This window comes from Streptomyces sp. NPDC048278 (assembly GCF_040652195.1).
Lineage (GTDB): Bacteria > Actinomycetota > Actinomycetes > Streptomycetales > Streptomycetaceae > Streptomyces.
This window is the reverse complement of the sequence record NZ_JBEZLP010000010.1, coordinates 283,635-304,884: the sequence shown is the minus strand read 5'-3', so window position 1 is coordinate 304,884 and position 21,250 is coordinate 283,635. Positions and strand designations below refer to the sequence as shown.

Here is a 21,250-nt window from a genome sequence, read left to right as displayed (position 1 = left end):
CCAATGTCGAGGCCGCCATCAAAAGCGCTCGCGCACTGTGCGATCCGACACTAAGGCTGGGTCAGCGCCGTCAGTTCCAGAGTCAGCAGGAGACGTCGCGTCGGGTCGGCGAGCCACACCCCGAAGAGTTCCTCGGCCCGGCGCAGCCGCAACCGCAGTGTGTTCTGGTGGATGTGCAGCGCACCGCTGGCCGCGACGACGTCACCGAAGTGCCGGAGATACGCGAGCAGGGTGGCCGCGTACTCGGTGGCGTGCTCGGCGTCGTGCGCCCGCAGCCGTTCCACGATGCCGGTGCGCAGTTCCCCGTCGTCGCGTACCGCGCGTACGAGCCGCCGCAGCACCAGCTCCGGCCGCAGGTCCTCGGTGCGGTACGCACCCGGATCCGCGCACCGCTCCCGGAGGTGGTCGAGGGCGGCGTCGATGTCGCGGCGGGCCCTGAGCAGGGGCGAGAGCGCGCCCACGGTCGGTGAGCCGACCGCGACGAACGAGCGGTGCAGGCTGTGCCGGGCCCGGTCGAGGAGGTGGTCCAGCAGCACACCGGTGGACACCCGCCCCGAACCGGCGGCGGGCAGCAGGACGTAGACATGCTCGCCGAGCAGGGCCGCCGCCGGTTCGTAGCCGAGGGAGCGGCTGTCGAGGACGGCGAGGTCGACGAGCCGCAGCAGAGCGGCGTGCCGCCGGGCCGCCGAGCCCGCGTCGCCTGTTTCGCCGCCTTCGCGGGCTGCCTCGCTCAGCCCCACCAGGACACCGGGGAGGCGGACGCCGCCGGGCAGGTCGCTCTGCCCCGACCGGCCTTCCAGCGCGGAGCGCAGGGCACGGTCCCGGCTCTCCTGCTCGGCGTCGACCTGGCGGCGCAGCGCCAGCATGTGTAAGGCCGCCACCCGGGCCGCCTCCTGCAAGGTGGGCCCGCAGTCCGGGACCGAGGTGTCGTCGGGGAACGCGGCCCACAGGGAGCCGAGCACGTCCTCGCCCGCCCGGATGACCACGGCCATGCGCGGCAGGCTTCCCGACCTCTGGTGGCGCACGACCGTTTCGCTCGTCCACACCTTGCGGTCCAGGTGATCGGCGATCGCGTCCTCGGGCACCCGGCGCCCCAGGATCCCCTGCCGCCGGATGTCGTCGATGGGCTGGTCGGGCAGGTTCGAGTAGGCGACGATGATCTGCTGCGTGTCCATGATCGCCACCGCTCCCCCGACGATGCCGGCGACCGCGTTGGCCAGGGAGAACAGATCACCTCCCGTCCGTGCGCCGTCGGGTTCGGAATCCACCGCACGCGCCGTCAGCACGGTGGTGACCAGGCGTTGGACACGCGTCCACGGCATCTGCGGATTGACGGCGAGTACGGGCACCCCGGTGGAGCGGATCCGGGCGAGCAGGGCGTCCCGCGCGGGAAGAGCGCACTTGACGGCGAGCGCGCACGACGTGTCCGCCGCCGTCCGAAGGGCGGTGTCCATCGCATCGGGATCCTCGATGTCCACGCCGACGCCGAGCAGCAGATGGCGGGAGGCGGTCGCCCGCACGACCTCGGGAGAGTCCAGCAACTCGACGCCGACAACCCGCGGTTCGGCCTCGGTACCCTCCGACAGCACGCTGACGACATCGTCCTGCAGTGCGACGACGAGCTGTTCGAGGAGCATGGCGGTCATACGGGGTCCTCCCGCACGTGAGAAATGAAGCGATGGCGGAATCTACATCAGAGGACGACCGCGAGTGTAGATACCGACATTGTCGTGGATGACGCCGCAGCGCATGCTCGCTGCCATGGGACAACGGATCACCATCGTCGGCCCGGGTGCCGTCGGCGCCGCCCTCGCCGGGGCGTTCGCCGCGTCGGACGCCGAGGTCTCCCTCCTCGGCAGGCCCGGCCCGCACTTCGACGCGATCGCCGCGCGGGGGCTCGCCCTGCGCGACCGGGTGGCGCGAACCGAGCACCGCCACTGGTTCCGCACGGCGTACGACGCCTGGCGGCTGCCCGTCCCGGATCTGGTGGTCCTGTCCGTCAAGAGCCAGCACCTGCTGTCGGCGGCCCGCTCCGTGCGGGCGTGGATCGATCGCGGTGCGGACGTCCTCGTCGTGGCCAACGGAGTGCCCTGGTGGCTGCTGTCCACTGTCGAGTACTCCAAGGCCGGCCATGTCCTGCGCTCGGTCGACCCCGACGGAGAGCTGCTGGCCCTGCGGCCCGCCGAGCGCGTGATGGCGGGGGTCGCGCACTTCAGCAGTGTCGTCGACAGCCCGGGCCGGGTGACCCGTGTCAGTGGTACGAGGCTGATCATCGGCGATCCCGCGGGGGGAGTCTCCAGCCGTGTCACACGGTGCGTCACCGCGCTGTCCGCGGGCTCCGTCCGCCCGGAACCCGCCGCGGACGTCCGCCGGGACATCTGGGAGAAGCTCCTCGGCAACGTCAACCTCAACCCCGTCAGCGCGCTCACCGGCGCCACCGTCCTGGACATCCTCGACGACCCCGACACACGCCGGCTGTGTGCCGTCATGTTCGAGGAGACGGCGGCCGTCGGCGCCGCGCTGGGCATAGACAGCGCCATGACGGCGGACGAGCGGCTGACCGTCGCCCGCGAGCTCGGCGCGTTCCGGACCTCGATGCTGCAGGACGCGGACCGCGGGCGCCCCCTCGAACTCGACGCCGTCGTGGGTGCCGTACGCGAACTCGCGCGTCACACCGGCGTCCCCTCCCCTTCCCTCGACACCGTGCACGGCCTGCTCGCCCTGCGCGAGCGCGTCCGCGGCCACGCCCGGACGCCCGGCACCTGAAGGAGTTCCGTGCCACACCCCCTGGGCACTCCCCCGTCGAAGATCATCGCCGTTCACCTGAACTACCCCAGCCGGGCCAGGGAACGCGGACGGGCCCCGGCCCACCCCTCCTACTTCCTCAAGCCGCCCTCGTCGCTGTCCGGCACGGGCGAGCCGATCGTCCGGCCGGACGGCTGCGAACTCCTGGGCTTCGAGGGCGAGATCGCCCTCGTCATCGGTTCCCGCGCACAGCACGTGGCGCCGGAGGACGGCTGGTCGCACGTCCGCTGGGTGACCGCCGCCAACGACGCGGGCGTGTACGACCTCCGGTACGCGGACCGCGGCTCCAACCTCCGCTCGAAGGGAGCGGACGGTTTCACGCCGATCGGGCCCCGTCTGCTGGACGCCGCCGCACTCGACCCCGCCGCCCTGCGGTTGCGGACCTGGGTCAACGGCGAGCTGGTCCAGGACGACACGACCGACACGCTGCTGTTCCCCTTCGGGCAGCTGGTCGCCGACCTCTCCCGGCTGGTCACGCTGGAACCCGGGGACGTGATCCTGACCGGTACCCCGGCCGGCGCCTCGGTGGTCTCACCCGGCGACACGGTCGACGTCGAGGTCACCGGGGGCGAGTTGTCGACCGGACGACTGGCCAACCCGGTCATCGCCGGGCCCTCGCTGGAGCCGTTCGGCGCGATGCCCCGGGTGGATCCGGCCGAGCGCGATGCCGCCTACGGCACCGCCCTCCCGTTGCTGGACCCGGCCCTCGGAGAAGGGCTCACCTCGGTGGCGGTCGCGACGCTCAGCGCCCAACTGCGCGCCCACGGGATGCCCCACATGTCCGTCGACGGTGTACGACCGCTGCGGCCGGCCTCGGCGAACCTGGTCGGCGTCGCCCACACCCTGCGGTATCTGCCGCTGCGCGAGGACCTGTTCGCACGGTACGGCACCGGCATGAACGCGCAGAAACGGGCGGTCGAGGAACTGCGCCCGGGCCACGTCCTCGTCATGGACGCGCGGCGCGACGCGACTGCGGGCACGCTCGGCGACATCCTCGCGCTGCGGGCGGCGATGCGGGGTGCCGCCGGGGTCGTCACCGACGGCGCGGTCCGGGACAGTGCCACCGTCGCCGACCTGGACCTGCCGGTCTACGCGGCCGGCGCCCATCCGTCCGTCCTCGGCCGCCGCCACGTGCCCTGGGACACCGGCGTGCCGATCGCCTGCGGCGGCGCCCTCGTCCAGCCCGGTGACCTGATCGTGGGCGACGCGGACGGCGTGGTCGTCGTACCCCCTGAGCTGGCCGCCGAGTTGGTCGCCGGCTGCCGGGAGCAGGAGCGGCAGGAGCGGTTCATCGCCGAGCAGGTGACCGCGGGCGAGAGCGTCGACGGTCTGTATCCGCTGGGTCCGGCCTGGCGGGACGCCTATGAGAACTGGTGCAAGGGAGACTCACAGTGAAGTTCCGCAGTGATCCGGCGGTCATCCGCGGGTCCATCGCCCCCGTCGTGACGCCGTTCACCGACGAGGGAGAAGTCGACCACGACAGCCTCGCCGCGTTGATCCGCTTCCAGCTGGACAACGGCTCGCACGGGATCTCCCTGGGCGGATCCACCGGTGAGCCGAGCGCGCAGAGCGTCACGGAGCGGATCGCCGGCATGCGCACGGCGGTGGAGGTGATCGGCGACCGCGTGCCGTTCCTGCCCGGAACCGGCTCCCACAAGCTCGGCGAGACCATGGAACTCACCGCCGCCGCCCACGAGTTGGGTGCCGATGCGGCCCTGGTCATCACGCCGTACTACGCGCGGCCCACCCAGGAGGCGCTGTACCAGTGGTACGCGACGGTGGCCCGGGAGTTCCGGGACCTGCCGATCGTCGCCTACAACGTGCCCTCGCGCACGGCCGTGGACATCGCCCCTGAGACGGTCAAGCGGCTGTTCACCGACTTCGACAACTTCGTCGGGGTGAAGGAGACCACCAAGGACTTCGAGCACTTCTCCCGCATCCTGCACGCCTGCGGACGCTCCCTTCTGGTGTGGTCCGGCATCGAGCTGCTGTGCCTGCCGCTGCTCGCCCTCGGCGGGGCCGGTTTCGTCTCCGCCGTCGCCAACCTGGCACCGGGCGCGGTGGCGCGGATGTACGAGCTCTGGGAGGCCGGGGACTTCGACGGAGCCCGTGACCTGCACTACCGGCTGCACCCGTTGGTGGACCTGCTGTTCGTCGAGACCAACCCGGCACCCGCCAAGTGGGTGCTCGCGCAGCAGGGCCGCATCTCCTCCCCGCACGTCCGCCCGCCGCTGACGACCCCCACCGACGCGGGCCTGACGAAGGTCCGCACGCTGCTCGCCGAAGGCGGCGACCTCACCGCACAGATCGGAGCCGGCCGGTGACCCCCGCGAACCTGCCCTCGGCCATCCGGCACTGGATCGGCGGCGACCTCGTCGACGCGGCCGACGGCCGCACGTTCGACGTCTCGGATCCGGTGTCCAACACCGTGTACGCACAGGCCGCGCGCGGTGCGGCGGCCGACGTCGACCGGGCCGTCACCGCCGCGCGGGCCGCCTTCCCGGCCTGGTCCCGTATCCCGAACCGCGAGCGCGCGGGCGTGCTGTACCGGATCGCGGACGCCGTCGAAGCCCGGCACAACCGGCTGGCCGCCTTCGAGACGTACGACACCGGGCTGCCCATCACCCAGGCGAAGGGCCAGGCGCGCCGGGCGGCGGAGAACTTCCGTTACTTCGCGGACGTGATCGTCGCGCTCGGCGAGGAGGCCTTCCGGCAGGGCGAAGAGCAGTTCTCCTACGTCGTGCGCACTCCGGTCGGGGTCGCCGGGCTGATCACGCCATGGAACACCCCGTTCATGCTGGAGAGTTGGAAGCTGGCCCCGGCGCTCGCCTCCGGCTGCACGCTCGTGCTCAAGCCCGCCGAGTGGACGCCGCTGTCCGCCTCCCTGTGGCCGGAGATCTTCGCGGAGGCAGGCGTGCCCGCGGGCGTGGTCAACATCGTCCACGGTATCGGCGAGGAGGCCGGCCAGGCCCTGGTCGACCATCCGGACGTGCCGCTGATCTCCTTCACCGGGTCCACCGACACCGGCCGGCACATCATCCGCTCCTCCGCCCAGCACCTGAAGACCACCTCGATGGAACTGGGCGGCAAGTCCCCGGCGGTCGTCTTCGCCGACGCCGACGTGGAAGCCGCCCTGGACTCCGTCGTGTTCGGGGTGTTCTCCCTCAACGGCGAGCGATGCACGGCCGGTTCACGAGTGCTCGTCGAGCGTCCGCTGTACGAGGAGTTCACCCGCCGGCTGGCCGAGCGGGCGGCGAACGTCCGGGTGGGCCTGCCCGCCGACCCGGCCACCGAGGTCGGCGCACTCGTCCATCCCGAGCACTACGAACGCGTCCTGAACTACGTCGAGATCGGCAAGAAGGAGGCGAAGCTGGTCGCCGGCGGAACCCGCCCCGGCCATCTCGCCAAGGGCAACTACCTCCAGCCGACGGTCTTCGCCGACGTCGAGCGCGAGGCCCGTATCTTCCAGGAGGAGATCTTCGGCCCGGTCGTCGCCGTCGCTCCCTTCGACAGCGAGGCCGAGGCGATCGAGCTGGCCAACGCCACCCGGTTCGGGCTGGCCGCGTACCTCTGGACCTCCGACCTCAAGCGCGGCCACCGCATCGCCCACGCCGTCGAGTCCGGCATGATCTGGCTCAACTCCCACAACGTGCGCGACCTGCGCACCCCGTTCGGCGGGGTCAAGGCGTCCGGCGTCGGCCGCGAGGGCGGCGCCCACTCCATCGACTTCTACACCGAGTCGAAGATCGTGCACGTGGCCCTCGGCCATGTGCACACCCCCCGCTTCGGGGCCGGCTCATGACCGCGCCCGATGTCGTCCGCTCCGTCTACGCCCAGCTGGCCGTCACCGATCTCGGCGCGGCCCGCTGGTTCTGGGTCGACATGCTCGGCTTCCACGTCCAGTACGAGGATCCCGGCACCCTCTGTCTGCGCGGCACCGACGAGCTCACCCACCACTCCCTGGTGTTGCGGCGGGGCGAGCAGGCCGCTCTCGACCACATCGCCTACCGGGTGCGCACCCCGGAGGACGTCGACAGGGCGGAGCAGTTCTTCACCGAACTGGACCGTCCGGTCAAACGCCTGAAGCGGGGCCAGGGCACACCCGGAATCGGTGACGCGGTGCGGGTGGTGGACCCGCTCGGCTTCCCGGTCGAGTTCTTCCACGACATCGAGCGCGCCGAACGCCTCATCCAGCGCTACGACCTGCGCCACGGCGCGGAGATAGCCCGCCTGGACCACTTCAACATCTGCACCCCCGACATCCCCGCCGCCTACGCCCACTACAAGTCCCTGGGCTTCGGCTGCTCGGAGACCATCGAGGGCGACGGGCACGAGCTGTACGCGGCCTGGATGTACCGCAAGCAGACCGTCCACGACGTCGCCTTCACCTGCGGCCCCGGACCCCGCCTGCACCACCTCGGCGTCGCCACCCACGAGTCCCACCAAGTCCTGCGCGCCGCGGACCTGTTCGGCTCGGTGCGCAAGGAGCACCACATCGAGCGCGGACCGGGCAGGCACGGCGTCTCCAACGCCTTCTACCTGTATCTGCGGGATCCGGACGGCCACCGCGTGGAGATCTACACCTCCGACTACTACACGGGCGACCCGGACCACGAGACGTACCGCTGGAACGTCCACGACGACCGCCGCCGCGACTTCTGGGGCAACGCCGTCATCGAGTCCTGGTACAAGGAGGCCACTCCGGTCCTCGGCCTGGACGGCGCTCTCCAGCCGGTGGCCGACGGTCTGCTCGACGAGTCGGCCGTACAGGTCGGCGCCGACGGTCTCGGCTGACGCCGGCCCGGCGGGCGGGCGGTGGTGCCTCCCCCACGCGCACCGCACCGCCGAGTCGGTTCCCACCACACCTGGGACATGTTCGTCCCGTTCTGCATGAAGGACCCCCCTTGCCCCTCCACGCCGTTGCGAGCGCACGGCTCCTGTGTCCCGTGGCGGCGGTGCCGCTCGCCGTCCCGTGCGATCGGCTCCTTGCCGGTCTCGGGGCACCGGCCTTGTTCCCGGACGCCGTCGAGGTGCCCCTGCCGTCCGCGTGGTGGCCCTGGTGACCCCGCCGTTCGCGCGGCGCCGCGCCCGGGCCGCCGCGCCTGATCCCGTCCCGGCCGTCCTCTCCCTGGGCCTCGACGCCACACGCCTGACCGCAGGCCTGCGGCCGAGACGCGCCCAAGACCGTCTGGACCACAGCGCCCACCTGACGGCACACGGCCCGCTCCCCGACCCTGGCGAGTTCGGACTTCACGATCTGCTCGCGCTCACCGAGCGGATCGCCCTGTGGGAGCGCGGCACTGCAGGCTCCCCCTTCCACCGGAAGCTGCGCGCCGTCATGGCCGCGGCCCGGCGAAGCGGACTGACCACGGCCGTCGTCGTCGACGCGGTGGAGGACGACCCGTCCTGCCGCAAGGACCAGGTGCTGCTCCGCCGCGCGCCCCATCTGGTCCTGGACGGCGCCCTGTTGACCGCGCAGGTGCTCGGCGCCCAGCAGGTGGTGATCGCGGTGTCCCACCCGGCGGCAGCGGCGGCGATGAAGGCCGCGGTCACCGAGCGGCAGCCGCGGCGACGCGCCCGGGGACCCGAGGTTCGGGTGACGCAGTCGCAGGAACGTTTCCCCGACGGAGTGGGGGACGCCCCATTAGGCGGCCTCGACGGGGTGCCGACGCTCCGCTCGAACACGGAGACATGGGCGCAACTCGCGGTCGCGGCCCGGATGGGCGCGGCGCGATTCGGCGCGATCGGGCAGCGGGACGAACCGGGAACCTTCCTCGCGACGGTGACCGCGCATGCGTCGGGCGCCAAGGGGCCCGCGCAGACGGTGGTGGAGGCGCCGCTCGGAGCGCCCCTGGCCACCCTGCTGGAACGCTGTGGAACGGACGCCGGACAAGGGGTGCTGCTCGGCGGCTACGCCGGAGCCTTCCTGACCCGCCGGGCGGCCGACACCGCGCTGATGTCGCGCCGCGGAATCGAGGCGGCGGGCGCCGTGTTCGGAGCGGGCTCCGTGACGCGGGTACCCGAGGAGACGTGCCCGCTGGGAGAGGTGGCGCGAGCGGCGCACTGGCTGGCTGCGGAGAGGGTCTCGCACTGCGTGCCCTGCTTCCGGGGGCTGTCGGCGCTCGCGACGGCCTTGGACGATGTCGTACACGACGGTGGTGCTCCGGTGCGGGACCGGCTGCGGGAGCAGGTGGCCGCGGTCCGGGGCCGGCCCGGGTGTTCGCATCCGGACAGGTCGGCGACGTTCGTCCTGTCGGCGCTGTCGACGTTCTCGGACGACCTGGCGGCGCATGCGCTGGGGAGCGGCTGCGGGCGGCGGGTGTGGGGCGCCTTGCCGTTGTCGAATGGGCCGCAGGCGGCGCAGACGGCCGAACGGTTCACGATGGACTGGACGCTGTGCGACGGACACGCGCTGTGCGCCGACGTGGTCCCGGAGTTGATCCGGATGGAGCAGGACGGCTATCCGGTTCTGTCCACCACGGCGGTCCCGCCACGTCTGGCCGCGCGAGCGCGACTCGCGGTGCGACGGTGCCCGACACTTGCCCTTCGGGTCGAAAGAGTCTGACAGGCGCAGCGCATCGGGGGGGTGCCCGGCCGCCCCGGATACCCCGCTCCGCGTCTCGCCCCTGCGGGAGCGATGGCCGCCGTACCCCTGCCGGGCAGCGTGTGCGCTGCCCGGCAGCGTGTGCTACCGCGTCAAACCGGCCGGGTGGCTCGCTCCAGCTGCTGGATGACCGAGGTGTACGCCGCCCCGGTGGCATGGTGGAGGCCGATCTCGCAGGTGCGGTTCGCGCTGAGATGGGCCTGGGCGTCGAGTTGCCCGACCTCTTCCGCCTCGGGTGCGGTCGCGCTCTCCGTCAGTTCCCGGTGCAGGAAGCCGCGGTCGCCGGCGAACCCGCAGCAGGACTCGGCGATCGGCTGGACAACGCTGTCGGCGACCGCCTGTGCGACGGCCTTCAGCGCCGAGCCGTGGTCGGTCTGCTGCATCGAGCAGGTGGTGTGGACCACCGCGGTCGGCACTCGTTCGGTGACCGTGAGATGCGGCAGCAGTTCCCGCTGCGCCCAGTCGACGGCGTCGTGGACGGACAGCCGGCTGTGGCGGTCCCGGTCGGCCGGGCTCAGGTGGGGCACCACGTCGCGCAGGGCGCCGAGCGAGCAGGAGGAGGCGTCCATGACGACCGGCACGCGTCCCTCGTCGCTCCACCGCCACAGCCGCTCCACGAGCACCCCCGCCATGGCGGCGTGCCCCTTCTCGTAGCCCTTGCTGTGCCAGATGGTGCCGCAGCAGGTGCCCGCCACGTCCGCGGGGATCCACAGTGGTCGGCCGGCCCGTTCCGCGAGCGTGACGAGGGCCTGCACCACCGTCGGCCCGCTCTCTCCCGAGGGGGCGCCGAAGATCCGGTTGACACAGGCGGGTACGTAGACGGCGTGCGCCTGCTGCCGGCGGGTGGCAGGGAACCGCTTCGGTGCGGCCTGCGGCATCTCGGGCAGCCAGGCGGGGATCAGTTCGGTGCCGAGCACGCCACGGGCGGCGGCGGTGACCGCGCGCAGCGGCGCGTCCCCCACGATGTCCGCGGTGCGCCGGGCGAGGCCTACGGCGACCCGGGCACCCCCTTCCAGACCTGCCCAGTGGCGTGCGGCCCAGGTGGCCGAGCGTTCGGCGAGGGGGCCGTGTCCGGCGTGCCGCAGCTTCTTCATCGCGGCGCCGGTGTCGATGTCGACCGGACAGCTCACCGCGCAGCTCGAATCCCCGGCGCAGGTGTCCACGGCGTCGTAGGCGTAGTCCCGGGTGAGGGAGAGCACGAGCGGGGAGTCGGCCCGGTGCCGGGCCATCTCCCTTTGCAGCACGATGCGTTGGCGGGGTGTCGTGGTCAGGTCGTGGCTGGGGCAGGCCGGTTCGCAGAAGCCGCACTCGATGCACGGGTCCAGGGCCGGATCGACCGGGGGCAGCGTCTTGAGGTTGCGGACGTTCGCGTCCGGGTCCTGGTCCAGGATCACGCCGGGGTTGAGGATGCCGCGCGGATCGAGGGCGGCCTTGAGCCGCCACATGAGTGCGACGGCGGTGCTTCCCCACTCCTGGGTGACGAACGGCGCCATGTTCCGTCCCGTGCCGTGCTCGCCCTTGAGGGCACCGTTGTAGGTGTTCAGCACCAGGTCGGCGAGAGCCTGCATGCAGGTGCGGTAACGGCGCACGTCCTCGGGTGCGGAGGGGTCGAGCATGAGCGGGAAGTGCAGGTTCCCCGCGGAGGCGTGCCCGGCGATGGGCGAGGCGAACCCGTGGTGCTGAAGGAGCAGGAACAGGTCGCGGGCGGCGTCGGCCACCCGGTCCGGGGGGACACAGACGTCCTCCACCAGCAGCACGGTGCCCGGGGGGCGGGTGCTGCCGACGGCGGCCAGCAGGCCCTTGCGGACCCGCCAGTAGGCGCCGGCGGTGGCCGAGTCTCGGGTGAACTGCCCCGTCACGGGGGCGGTGGAGCCGGCCAGGACCGCCTCGGCACGCGTCTGCTGGACAGTCAGGTCGTCCAGGTCGGCGGCCCGGAACTCGACCAGCAGTGCGGCGTCCTCCGCGTCCTCGGTGAGTTCGGCGAGCCAGCGGGGGGCTCCCGAGACGCCGGCGGTGGAGCGCAGGGACGGGGCGTCCAGGAGCTCGACGGCGTGAGCACCGGCCTCGACCAGGTCGGGGACGAGGGCAGCCGCGTCGTGCAGGCTCGGCAGGCGCAGCAGCGCGGTGGCGTGGTGGCGGCCGAAAGGAACGGTGTCGAGGACGACTTCGTCGAGGAAGCCGAGCGTGCCCTGGGAGCCGACCATGAGTCCGCGCAGGATCCCGGCGGGGGTGTCGGCGTCCAGGAAGGCGTCGAGGCGGTAGCCGTTCGTGTTCTTGATGGCGAACTTGGTCCCGATCCGGTCGCACAGCGCCGGGTCGGCCTCCAGTTCCTTCTTGATGGCCATGAGCTCGCGGACGAGGGCGGGTTCGGCGCGTTCCAGGTGCTCGTCGGCCGCGGGGTCGGCGGTGTCCACGACGGTGCCCGAGGCGAGGACGACGCGCAGGGACCGCACCGTGTGGTAGGCGTTGTGCACCACCCCGCACGACATCCCGCTGGCGTTGTTGGCGACGACGCCGCCGATGGTGGCCGAGGCGCTGCTGGCGGGGTCGGGGCCGAGCATCCGGCCGTGCCGCGCGAGTTGTGCGTTGGCCCGTGCGATCACGGTCCCCGGACGGGCGCGGAGGATCCGGCCGTCCTCCTCGACCACGGCGCCGGCGAAGTGCCGGCGCACGTCCACCAGGATGCCCGAGCCCTGGGACTGGCCGTTGAGGCTGGTCCCCGCGGCCCTGAAGGTCACGGGCAGATCGTGGCGGCCGGCGAAGGCCAGTACGGCCGCGACATCCGCCGCGTCGCGCGCCATCACGACGACGCGTGGCAGGTAGCGGTACGGGCTTGCGTCGGAGGCGTAGCGGGCGAGGTCGGTGGGACGGGACAGCACCTGCTCCGCTCCGACCACTGCGGTCAGCCCCTCACGCAGCCACTGCGGGGTGGCGACGGGAGCGCCCTCCGCTCCCCCGGTGTCCCGACCGGTGGGCAGCGCGGCACGCAGCCGGGCCAGTTTCTTCATGTCGTGTCTCCTGAGATGTGCGTGCCGGCCGGTGGTCGCGGGTCGGTACGTCGGCTGGGCCCCCGGTGGGCCTCGTGAGCCCCGGTCGGAGCGGGGGCCGCCGGGCGGCTGGGGCGTCCGCGCGGTGCCCGGGCGGGCGAATCGCCCGGCTCGGCGTTCGTGGCCCGCGACACCCTTCCGTTGAAGCCGACGTGCGGGAACTGGGCGGCAGGGCTCACCGGGAGAAGGACCGACGGTCGAGGACGAGGGCCGTGGTTGTCCCGTGGACGCAGCGCTCGTACCTCTCGATCGTGGTGCCGACACTGCTCACCGCGGTCATCGAGCTCCTCGTGGACGGGTGCGGAATGCGGTTGTTCGAGTGTGTCTCCCGCTTTCCCCTGCTGCTATGTTGCTTTCACTCAAGAGCGCGGGGTTTGTTGGAGCAATGACACAAACCCGCCGCCCCTGGCAGGAGTGAGCATGGCCCGATCAGAGACAGGTGCCGCGGAGAAGCCGGGCGCGGAAATGCCGGCTTCGGCGACGCTCGCCTCCCTGCTGGACGCGGTCGGCGACACCCTGCTGAGGGCGCTCGAGACCCCTCTCGGACTGGACGTCCCGGTGACCGAGTTGGAGATCCTCGATCCGCCGCACGCGGTCAGCGCGGCCCCGGACACGATGCTGTTCGGCATCGGCATCCATCCCGCCTCACCGGAGGCCGAGGCAGCCCTCCACATGGCCGCCCGCGCCCGGTGCACCGCCCTGGTGGTCAAGCTCCACGGGGAGGACCCGGCCGGGTTGCGCGCCCTCGCCCGGGAGCAGGGCATCGCCCTGTTGGCGGCGGACGACGAGGCGAACTGGCGCCATCTGGACACCCTCCTGTCGGCGGTGCTCGCGACCCGGTCCGGACAGACCGCGACAGGCGGCGACGGCGGAGAATGGGACGACCTGTTCGACCTCGCCAACGCGACCGCCGCCCAGCTGCGCGGCGCGGTGGCGATCATGGACGACCGCTACCGGATCATCGCCTACTCCACGGTCTCCGGTCAGCCCACCGACGAGGTGCGGCGCCAGGGAATTCTCGGCCGGGAGGTACCGGAGGCCTTCCAACCCCTGCACGCCGACCCCCGGTTGCGGCAGCGGCCCCAGCCCGTGCGGTTCACCGGGCACGGAGCTCTGCCTCGCGTCGCCGTCGGCATCCTCGCCGGTCGCGTCATGCTGGGATCCCTCTGGGTCATCGACGCCGACAGCAGTCTGGGAGCGGAGGAGGAGCGGACGCTGCGCGATGCCGCGGACCTCGCGGCGCTGCGCCTGCTGCGGCACCGCAATTCACGCGACATGGCTCGCCGGGCCCGTGAACAGGCGCTGCGCGGCGCCCTCCAGGGCGAGGACCTGCCGCACGCCGGCTCGCTCGACTCGCACGGCACCGGATTCGTCGTCGTCGCCTTCGAGCACGCGGAGACCGAGACCGATGTCAGCGAACCCGACATGGCGCACATCATCGAGCTGATCACCAGCAGCGCACAGGTCCAGCACTTCAGGGCGAGCACCGTCCAACTCGACGGAGTGGTCTACTCGCTGCTGCCGGCCGACCCGTCGGCGGCCGGCGTGGTGGGCGGAGAACTGGCGGGCAGTGTCCTGGAACGCATCCGGGTCATGCTGGGGGTCAGGCTGCGCGCCGGGATCGGCGGCCACGCGCCCGTCCTGTCCGCGGTGCAACGTTCACGCCAGGAGGCCGACGCCGCCCTCGACGTGCTGGCCCACCGCGGGCAGGACCACGCCGTCGCGGACTTCCAGGAGGTGCGCGCGGAATCCTTCTTCCTGCGGCTCCGCGCCGACCTCGACGCTTTCGACGCCGTGCAGCTCTACGCGCTGGAGGCGATGCGGGAGCACGACGAACGCAACGGCACGGACTACACCCGCACCGTCTACGCGTACTTGCGGTGTCTGGGCGACAGCACCCGGGCATCCGCCGAGATGTACGTGCACCCCAACACCCTGCGCTACCGCATCAAGCGCGCGGGGGAACTCTTCGGCATCGACCTTCACGACCCCGACGAGGCACTGCTGCTCTGGCTCCGCCTCCGGCTCCGGCACTGACGACGCGTTCACGGCGTCCGACGGGCGCGGTGCGGCACTTGTGCAAAACCACCAGGTTCACCTGGTCCGATGAGTGAATCCACCATGGCCAACAGCAGTGGCAGCGGCCATTCTTGGTGCACCCCAGCGAGGGGCATTGCGGGACAAGTCAAGTCACCCCTCGCCTTCCGTGACCGCGCCGAGCCGTGACCATTCGCTCTTCGGGCGCCGGTGAACCGGACATGTTCAAGTGGAGGATGCACTCATGCCGCACAACAGACGTCTCACCGCGATAGGTGCGATGCTCGCCCTCACCGCCACCGCCTGCGCCGGCTCGGGCGGAGGATCCGGCAGCAGCGGCGGCACCATCGAGATCGGCCAGATCGCCTCGCTGACCGGGAACTTCACCCCGCTCGGCCAGAACGACAAGCTCGGAGCCGCCCTCGCCGTCCAGCAGATCAACGCCGCCGGCGGCGTCCTGGGCAAGAAGCTGCACATCACCGTCAAGAACGACGAGAGCGACCCCCAGCAGGCCATCACCGGCTTCAACAACCTGGTCAGCGGCGGCGCCGTCGCGTTCGTCGGGACGCCCGTCTCGAACGCGGCCCTCGCCGTCGAGCCGCTGGCGAAGCAGCGGCAGGTGCCCTACGTCTCGACCGCCGCCGTGGACCAGCAGGTGCAACCGCCCTCCCCCTACATCTACATGACGCCGCTCACCGCGGGGGCGGTCTCCGAACAGCTGCTGAAGTACTTCAAGGCAAGCGGCATGACGAAGATGGCGGTCGCCTACGACACCCAGAACGCCTTCGCCAAGACGGGCTGGGAGGACATGAAGGCGAAGGCCGCCCGGTACGGCATCGACTTCGTGGACGCCGAGACGTTCACCACCACCCAGACCAACTTCACGTCCGTCCTCCAGCACGTGCGGGGCAGCGGCGCCAAGGGTCTGATGGTGTGGGCCACCGGCGCGCCGGCGGTCATCCTCGCGAAGCAGTTCGCCGGCGCGGGCATGGGCGGCATGAAGCTCGTGTACAGCCACGCCGAGGCCAGCTCCCTGTTCACGGAGCCGGTGGGCGCCGCGGGTGAGGGCATCATCCTGGCGAGCTCGCTCGCCGTCATCGGCAACGACCTGCCGACGTCCGGAGTCAAGACGGCCGCGCTGAAGATGGCGGAGCCGTTCCAGAAGGCCAACGGCTCCTACCCGCCCGGGTTCGCGTTCGACGGCTACAACGCCGTCCAGCTCATCGCGGCGGCCATCAGGAAGGCCGACAGCACCGATCCCAAGAAGATCGCAGCCGCGCTCGACACCATGACCCTCCAGACCCCTGTGGGCACGTACAAGTACACCTCGGGCGATCACGCGGGTCTCGGGGTCGATCAGGTCGCCGTCAACACGATCAAGGGCGGCCACATCGTCCCGACGGACTGGACCACCGTGCAGCTCAAGGCCAGCCTGACGCCTTGATCGGGCAGGAGACCAGACACATGCTCACAACCGAGAACCTGGCGCGGTCCTTCGGCGGCGTGTTCGCCGTGAACGACGTCACCATGTCGGTGCCGCAGGGCGAGTTGCGCGGGATCATCGGCCCCAACGGGGCGGGCAAGTCGACGCTGTTCAACCTGATCAGCGGACACCTGGCACCCACCCGTGGCCGGATCACCTATCGCGACAAGTCCCTCGCGGGCACGGCTCCCCACCGCCGTGCCCGGGACGGCGTCGCCATCGTCTTCCAGGGCGCCCGCCTCTTCCACGGGATGACCGCCCTGGAGAACGTCATGGTCGGGGCACACGCCCGGACCCACCACGGATTCGTCGCGGCGGCGCTGCGGCTGCCGGGCCACCGGCGCGAGGAGCGGCTGATCGCCGAGCGCGCCAGGGAGGCTCTGGAGCAGGTCGGGATGGCCGACTTCGCCGACGTCTCCGCCGAGTCCCTCCCGCTCGGCCAGCAGCGTCGGCTTCAGGTGGCGCGCGCCCTGTGCGGCCGGCCGGATCTGCTGCTGCTCGACGAGCCGGCCTCCGGACTACGGCTCGGGGAACGGCAGATACTCGCCGACCTGCTCCGTCAGCTGCACGACAAGGGCATCACGATGCTCCTCATCGAGCACGACGTCAGCATGGTGATGAGCCTCGCGGACCGGATCACCGTCCTCGACCTCGGCAAGGTCATCGCGGAGGGCACGCCCGAAGCCGTGAGCCGCGACCCGCGAGTCGTCTCCGCCTACCTCGGTCAGGAGAGCTCCGATGCTGCACGTCGATGACCTCGTCGTCCGTTACGGGTCGGCGGTCGCCCTCGACGGCGTCAGCCTCCGGGTCGCCCGTGGCGAGATGGTCGCCCTCGTCGGTCCCAACGGGGCCGGCAAGTCGACCCTCGTGAACGCGCTGTCCGGCATCGTGAAACCGGCCGCCGGCACCATCCGTGTCGACGGACGGCTCGCGCAGGTGCCGGAGGGCCGGCAGCTCTTCGCCGACCTGTCCGTGGAGGACAACCTGCGGCTGGGCGCCTGGCGTTCCCGCAACCGTGATCCGCGGCGCGTCTACGAGGTCCTGCCGGTCCTCGCCGACATGCGGCGGAAACCGGCCGGGACGCTGTCCGGCGGGCAGCAGCAGATGGTGGCGGTCGGCCGCGCGCTCATGGCCGACCCCGACGTGCTCGCGATCGACGAGCTGTCGCTGGGCCTCGCGCCCATCGTGGTCGCGGACCTGGCTCGCCACCTGACCCAACTCAACTCCGAGCAGGGCACGGCGATCCTGCTCATCGAACAGAACGCCAGGCTCGCCTTCGACCTGTGTCAGCGGGCCTACGTGATCGAGTCGGGACGGATCGTCGCGGACGGGCCCAGCGGGGAACTCGCCCGCAGCCCGGAGGTCGCGCGCGCCTACCTCGGCGGCATCACCGGCTCCGACACGGAGACTCACCTGGAGAGAACGGCGGAATGAGTTCCTTCTTTGCCTATCTGGTGTCCGGCATCGCGATCGGCTGCACCTACGCCCTGGTCGCCAGCGGCTTCGTGATGATCCACCGGGTCACCCGCGTGGTCAACTTCGCCCAAGGCACCTTCGCCGTCGTGGGAGGCATGGCCACGGCGTCACTGCTGAGCCACGGTCTCCCGCACGGCGCCGCGGAAGTGGTGGCCCTGGCGGTGGCCGGCGCACTGGGACTGCTCATCGGGATCATCGCGATCGGCAAGCCCGGCACCCCACCCCTGTCCTCGGTCATCATCACCCTGGGCCTCGGCATCGGCGCCTACGCCGGCGAGGTGATCGCCTTCGGCGACCAGCCGTTGTCGTTCTCGATGGCGCGCGGCTCCACGACTCTCCTCGGCGCGCACGTCGACCGACAGCTGTTCGTCATCATCGGCGTCGCCGTGGTCAGTTACGCCCTGCTGGGGCTGTTCTTCGGCCGTACCTACGTCGGCAAGGCGCTGACCGCCTGCTCGTCCAACCCGTACGCGGCACGGCTGTCCGGCATCAACGTCACCCGGATGGGCCTGCTGGCGTTCGTGATCGGCGGGGTTCTCGGCGGGCTGGCCGGCGTCCTGATCACCCCCATCCAGCCGGTGTCGTTCGACTCCGACGCGCAGCTCGCCGTCAACGGTTTCGCGGCGGCCATCTTCGGGGGGCTGATGCACCCCTGGACGGCACTGCTCGGCGCGCTCGTCCTGGGTGTCTCCGAGTCGATGATCGGGGGCTACATCGACGCGTCCTACGAGATCGAGGTGGCCCTGGTGCTCATGCTCGCCATCATGGTGTGGCGCGCCGCCCGCACCCCGGCCCTGGCCGAGGAGGTCGCATGACCGGCCGCCTGACACCGGCGAGGCTCGCGGGCACCGGCGCCGTGGCAGTGGTGGCCGTCGTCACCGCGGTCCTGCCGCTGCTCCTGGACACCTCGCAACTCACCGTCTACACCGAACTGCTGCTCTCCGCGGTGGTGACGACCGGGGTGTCCCTGCTGCTCGGATACGCGGGACAGATCTCCCTGGGCCACGGCGGGTTCTACGCCGCGGGCGCCTACACCGCGGCGCTGATGGCGACCCACGGCCTGCCGAGCCTGTTGGGGCTGGCCTGCGCGCCGCTCGTGGCGGGACTGCTGGGCCTGTTGGTCGGCATGCCGTTGCTGCGTCTGCGCGGGCACTATCTCGCCTTCGCGACGCTGGCCTTCCAGCTCATCCTGCTGGCGGTGATCGGGCAGCAGTCCTCGCTGGGCGGGGACATCGGCCTGAGCGGCATCCCCGGCCTCGGGATCGGCTCGCACCGGATCAGCGGCTTCCGGGGCTACGCGTGGGTCGCCTGGCTGGCCCTGGTGGTGGTCATGGTGATCACCCGGAACATCGTGCGTTCCCGTCCCGGCCGTGGGCTGCGCGCGCTGGCCACCAGCGAGATGGCGGCGTCCTCCTCCGGTGTCCCGGTGGGCCGCTACAAGCTCGTGGTCTTCGGTCTCTCGGCGGCGTTCGCCGGGCTGGCCGGCGGGATCTTCGCGTTCTTCATCGCCTACGTCGCCCCCGGGTCGTTCGGCGTACTGGTGTCCTTCCAGTTCGTCGTCATGGCCGTGGTGGGGGGACTGGGCACGCTGTGGGGGCCGTTGATCGGCGCCTCCGCCATCACGGTGCTGCTGCAGTGGCTGAACGAGGTCGGAGCACGGCCGGGCATGCCCGACTACGCGCCCCAGGTCTTCTCCTACGCCGTCTACGCACTGCTGCTGGTGCTCGTGGTGCTCTTCCTGCCACGGGGTCTGGTGCCCGCCGGCACCGGCGCGCTGCGGCCACTGGCACGACGGCTCGCCCGGGAGCGGACGGAATCCGTGAACGGCACGTAGGAAGGCCCGGTGCCCCGGTGTACGAACCTCGGGTTCGTACACCGGGGCACCGGAGTCGTACAGCCCTAGAAGTTGCCGCGCCTGGCCTGCTCGCGCTCGATCGCCTCGAACAGGGCCTGGAAGTTGCCCTTGCCGAAGCCCAGGGAGCCATGGCGCTCGATGAACTCGAAGAACACCGTGGGCCGGTCGCCGATCGGCTTGGTGAAGATCTGCAGCAGGTAACCGTCCTCGTCGCGGTCGACGAGGATGCCGCGCGAGGCCAGTTCCTCGATGGGCACGCGGACATGGCCGATCCGGGCGCGCAGTTCCGGGTCGGTGTAGTAGCTCTCGGGTGTGTCGAGGAACTCGACGCCCCTGGCCCGCAGCACGTCGACGGTCTGGAGGATGTCGTTGGTGGCGAGGGCGAGGTGCTGGGCGCCCGGGCCCCGGTAGAAGTCGAGGTACTCGTCGATCTGCGAACGCTTCTTACCGACCGCCGGCTCGTTGAGCGGGAACTTCACCCGGTGGTTGCCGCTGGCGACGACCTTGCTCATCAGCGCCGAGTACTCGGTGGCGATGTCGTCGCCGATGAACTCGGCCATGTTGGTGAAGCCCATGACGCGGTTGTAGAAGTCGACCCACTCGTCCATGTGCCCGAGTTCCACGTTGCCCACGACGTGGTCGAGGGCCTGGAAGAGGCGTTTGGGCGCATCGTCGGGCTTGCTGTATCCCGAGGTCCGGGCCGCGTATCCGGGCAGGTAGGGGCCGGTGTAGCGGGAGCGGTCCACCAGGGTGTGGCGGGTGTCGCCGTAGGTGGCGATGGCGGCGGTCCGGACGGTGCCGTGTTCGTCGGTGACGTCGTGCGGTTCGTCCAGCACGGTCGCGCCCTGCGCGCGGGCGTGGGCGATGCACCTGTCGACATCGGGCACTTCGAGCGCGATGTCGATCACGCCGTCACCGTGGCGGTGGTGGTGGTCGAGCAGCGGGCTGTCCGGGGCGACACCGCCCTTGATCACGAACCGGATCGCACCGGAGCGGAGGACATACGCGTGGTGGTCACGGTTCCCGGTCTCCGGACCGGAGTAGGCGACCAGCTCCATCCCGAAGACCACCTGGAAGAACAGCGCGGCCTGCGTCGCGTTGCCCACCGCCCAGACCACCGCGTCCCAGCCGGTCACCGGGAAGGGGTCGCCCTGCGCGTCGTACTCCACGAGCCCGACCAGCTGCTTGAGCTGCTGAAGGTCGAGTTCCGCCAGCCGTTCCTGGCTCGTGAGGGTCTGTTCCATGCTCATGCGTCGTCCTCCTGGGTGTCCTGCTTCCAACGCGTGGCGCTCAGGAGACACCGGCCCTGCTGACCTGCACAACAGTCACCTTCTGAGCTGTTCAAGCTGCTCACTTTGTCCGCCGGACGGCGGCATTACCTGTGCAATATGCCTAGCTGGGAGAGGGTGATCGTCGTGACCGAAGGGCAGCCGCTGGACTCGCTGGACATCGACCTGCTCCGCCTGCTGCGGGGCAACCCGCGCGCCGGTGTACTCGAACTGTCGCGGACCCTGGGGGTCGCCCGCGGAACCGTCCAGGCGCGGCTCGACCGGATGGAACGCACGGGCGTCGTCGTCGGGTTCGGACCCGAAGTGGACGTGGGCGCGGCGGGGTTCCCGGTCCAGGCGTTCGTGACCCTGGAGATCGCCCAGGGTGCGCTCGACGATGTCGCCGCCGAACTCACCGCCCTGCCCACCGTGCTGGAGGCGTACGCGACGACGGGCGCCTCCGACGTGCTGTGCAAGCTGGCGGCCTCGTCCCACCAGGACCTTCAGGAAACCCTGCTCGCCCTGAACCGCTCCCCCACGGTGGCCCGTTCCACGAGCGTGATCGTGCTGTCGGTGGTCGTGGCCCCCAGAGTTCTGCCGCTGCTGGAATCCCGTCAGCACCAGGCGCCCCGGCGCTCTCCCGCCTACAACGACCCCCGGTGACACGGGCGTCGA

The 21,250-nt window shown here is 71.3% G+C and carries 16 protein-coding genes; 13 read left to right on the top strand and 3 right to left on the bottom strand.

Features of this window, described 5'->3' with window-relative positions; genetic code table 11:
• Nucleotides 1-50: 50 nt before the first annotated feature.
• Complete coding sequence (locus AB0D74_RS20135; RefSeq protein WP_362588293.1) at nucleotides 51-1,646, bottom strand: helix-turn-helix domain-containing protein; 1,596 nt, start codon at nucleotides 1,644-1,646, stop codon at nucleotides 51-53.
• A 115-nt stretch (nucleotides 1,647-1,761) separates the two neighbouring features.
• Between AB0D74_RS20135 and AB0D74_RS20130 the strand changes: the two genes are divergently transcribed.
• The 6 genes from AB0D74_RS20130 (at nucleotide 1,762) to AB0D74_RS20105 (ending at nucleotide 9,370) form a co-directional block, all read left to right on the top strand.
• Nucleotides 1,762-2,766, top strand: coding sequence for a 2-dehydropantoate 2-reductase (locus AB0D74_RS20130; protein WP_362588290.1), 1,005 nt, complete (start codon nucleotides 1,762-1,764; stop codon nucleotides 2,764-2,766).
• 9 nt (nucleotides 2,767-2,775) lie between these two features.
• Nucleotides 2,776-4,200 (top strand): fumarylacetoacetate hydrolase family protein, encoded by a 1,425-nt coding sequence (locus AB0D74_RS20125; protein WP_362588287.1) that lies wholly within the window; start codon nucleotides 2,776-2,778, stop codon nucleotides 4,198-4,200.
• Complete coding sequence (gene dapA / locus AB0D74_RS20120; protein ID WP_362588284.1) at nucleotides 4,197-5,129, top strand: 4-hydroxy-tetrahydrodipicolinate synthase; 933 nt, start codon at nucleotides 4,197-4,199, stop codon at nucleotides 5,127-5,129. The genes AB0D74_RS20125 and dapA overlap by 4 nt, the downstream gene beginning before the upstream one ends.
• The gene (gene hpaE, locus AB0D74_RS20115) at nucleotides 5,126-6,607 is read left to right on the top strand and encodes a 5-carboxymethyl-2-hydroxymuconate semialdehyde dehydrogenase (protein ID WP_362588281.1); all 1,482 of its coding nucleotides are present in this window, start codon (nucleotides 5,126-5,128) and stop codon (nucleotides 6,605-6,607) included. The genes dapA and hpaE overlap by 4 nt, the downstream gene beginning before the upstream one ends.
• Complete coding sequence (gene hpaD, locus AB0D74_RS20110; RefSeq protein ID WP_362588278.1) at nucleotides 6,604-7,599, top strand: 3,4-dihydroxyphenylacetate 2,3-dioxygenase; 996 nt, start codon at nucleotides 6,604-6,606, stop codon at nucleotides 7,597-7,599. Before hpaE ends, hpaD begins: the two co-directional genes overlap by 4 nt.
• Nucleotides 7,600-7,855: 256 nt before the next feature.
• Nucleotides 7,856-9,370, top strand: a complete 1,515-nt coding sequence (locus AB0D74_RS20105; protein WP_362588275.1) for a ferredoxin — start codon at nucleotides 7,856-7,858, stop codon at nucleotides 9,368-9,370.
• 131 nt (nucleotides 9,371-9,501) lie between these two features.
• Here the strand turns inward: AB0D74_RS20105 and AB0D74_RS20100 are convergent, their stop codons facing one another.
• Entirely contained in the window at nucleotides 9,502-12,417 is a 2,916-nt protein-coding gene (locus AB0D74_RS20100) for an FAD-binding and (Fe-S)-binding domain-containing protein (RefSeq protein ID WP_362588273.1), read from the bottom strand.
• A gap of 459 nt (nucleotides 12,418-12,876) precedes the next feature.
• On the opposite strand from AB0D74_RS20100, the gene AB0D74_RS20095 reads away from it, so the two are divergent.
• The 6 genes from AB0D74_RS20095 (at nucleotide 12,877) to AB0D74_RS20070 (ending at nucleotide 19,286) form a co-directional block, all read left to right on the top strand.
• Nucleotides 12,877-14,493: a helix-turn-helix domain-containing protein gene (locus AB0D74_RS20095; RefSeq protein WP_362588271.1), complete on the top strand. Its 1,617-nt coding sequence runs from the start codon at nucleotides 12,877-12,879 to the stop codon at nucleotides 14,491-14,493.
• Nucleotides 14,494-14,737: 244 nt separating this feature from the next.
• Nucleotides 14,738-15,937 (top strand): ABC transporter substrate-binding protein, encoded by a 1,200-nt coding sequence (locus tag AB0D74_RS20090; protein ID WP_362588268.1) that lies wholly within the window; start codon nucleotides 14,738-14,740, stop codon nucleotides 15,935-15,937.
• A gap of 20 nt (nucleotides 15,938-15,957) precedes the next feature.
• Nucleotides 15,958-16,731, top strand: coding sequence for an ABC transporter ATP-binding protein (locus AB0D74_RS20085; protein ID WP_362588265.1), 774 nt, complete (start codon nucleotides 15,958-15,960; stop codon nucleotides 16,729-16,731).
• The gene (locus AB0D74_RS20080; protein ID WP_362588262.1) at nucleotides 16,715-17,410 is read left to right on the top strand and encodes an ABC transporter ATP-binding protein; all 696 of its coding nucleotides are present in this window, start codon (nucleotides 16,715-16,717) and stop codon (nucleotides 17,408-17,410) included. Before AB0D74_RS20085 ends, AB0D74_RS20080 begins: the two co-directional genes overlap by 17 nt.
• Nucleotides 17,407-18,267, top strand: a complete 861-nt coding sequence (locus tag AB0D74_RS20075) for a branched-chain amino acid ABC transporter permease (protein WP_362588259.1) — start codon at nucleotides 17,407-17,409, stop codon at nucleotides 18,265-18,267. The genes AB0D74_RS20080 and AB0D74_RS20075 overlap by 4 nt, the downstream gene beginning before the upstream one ends.
• Nucleotides 18,264-19,286 (top strand): branched-chain amino acid ABC transporter permease, encoded by a 1,023-nt coding sequence (locus tag AB0D74_RS20070; protein WP_362588255.1) that lies wholly within the window; start codon nucleotides 18,264-18,266, stop codon nucleotides 19,284-19,286. The genes AB0D74_RS20075 and AB0D74_RS20070 overlap by 4 nt, the downstream gene beginning before the upstream one ends.
• Nucleotides 19,287-19,351: 65 nt before the next feature.
• Here AB0D74_RS20070 and hppD read toward each other — a convergent pair whose 3' ends face one another.
• Entirely contained in the window at nucleotides 19,352-20,557 is a 1,206-nt protein-coding gene (gene hppD, locus AB0D74_RS20065; RefSeq protein WP_362588252.1) for a 4-hydroxyphenylpyruvate dioxygenase, read from the bottom strand.
• Nucleotides 20,558-20,722: 165 nt separating this feature from the next.
• Between hppD and AB0D74_RS20060 the strand changes: the two genes are divergently transcribed.
• Complete coding sequence (locus tag AB0D74_RS20060) at nucleotides 20,723-21,238, top strand: Lrp/AsnC family transcriptional regulator (RefSeq protein ID WP_362588249.1); 516 nt, start codon at nucleotides 20,723-20,725, stop codon at nucleotides 21,236-21,238.
• Nucleotides 21,239-21,250 lie beyond the last annotated feature (12 nt).

Bases quoted from the DNA above. Each gene is read 5' to 3' on its own strand.
- AB0D74_RS20135 (WP_362588293.1), bottom strand. From the start codon at position 1,646: ATGACCGCCATGCTCCTCGAACAGCTCGTCGTCGCACTGCAGGACGAT.
- AB0D74_RS20130 (WP_362588290.1), top strand. From the start codon at position 1,762: ATGGGACAACGGATCACCATCGTCGGCCCGGGTGCCGTCGGCGCCGCC.
- hpaD (WP_362588278.1), top strand. From the start codon at position 6,604: ATGACCGCGCCCGATGTCGTCCGCTCCGTCTACGCCCAGCTGGCCGTC.
- AB0D74_RS20100 (WP_362588273.1), bottom strand. From the start codon at position 12,417: ATGAAGAAACTGGCCCGGCTGCGTGCCGCGCTGCCCACCGGTCGGGAC.
- AB0D74_RS20095 (WP_362588271.1), top strand. From the start codon at position 12,877: ATGGCCCGATCAGAGACAGGTGCCGCGGAGAAGCCGGGCGCGGAAATG.
- AB0D74_RS20090 (WP_362588268.1), top strand. From the start codon at position 14,738: ATGCCGCACAACAGACGTCTCACCGCGATAGGTGCGATGCTCGCCCTC.
- AB0D74_RS20085 (WP_362588265.1), top strand. From the start codon at position 15,958: ATGCTCACAACCGAGAACCTGGCGCGGTCCTTCGGCGGCGTGTTCGCC.
- AB0D74_RS20080 (WP_362588262.1), top strand. From the start codon at position 16,715: ATGCTGCACGTCGATGACCTCGTCGTCCGTTACGGGTCGGCGGTCGCC.
- AB0D74_RS20075 (WP_362588259.1), top strand. From the start codon at position 17,407: ATGAGTTCCTTCTTTGCCTATCTGGTGTCCGGCATCGCGATCGGCTGC.
- AB0D74_RS20070 (WP_362588255.1), top strand. From the start codon at position 18,264: ATGACCGGCCGCCTGACACCGGCGAGGCTCGCGGGCACCGGCGCCGTG.
- hppD (WP_362588252.1), bottom strand. From the start codon at position 20,557: ATGAGCATGGAACAGACCCTCACGAGCCAGGAACGGCTGGCGGAACTC.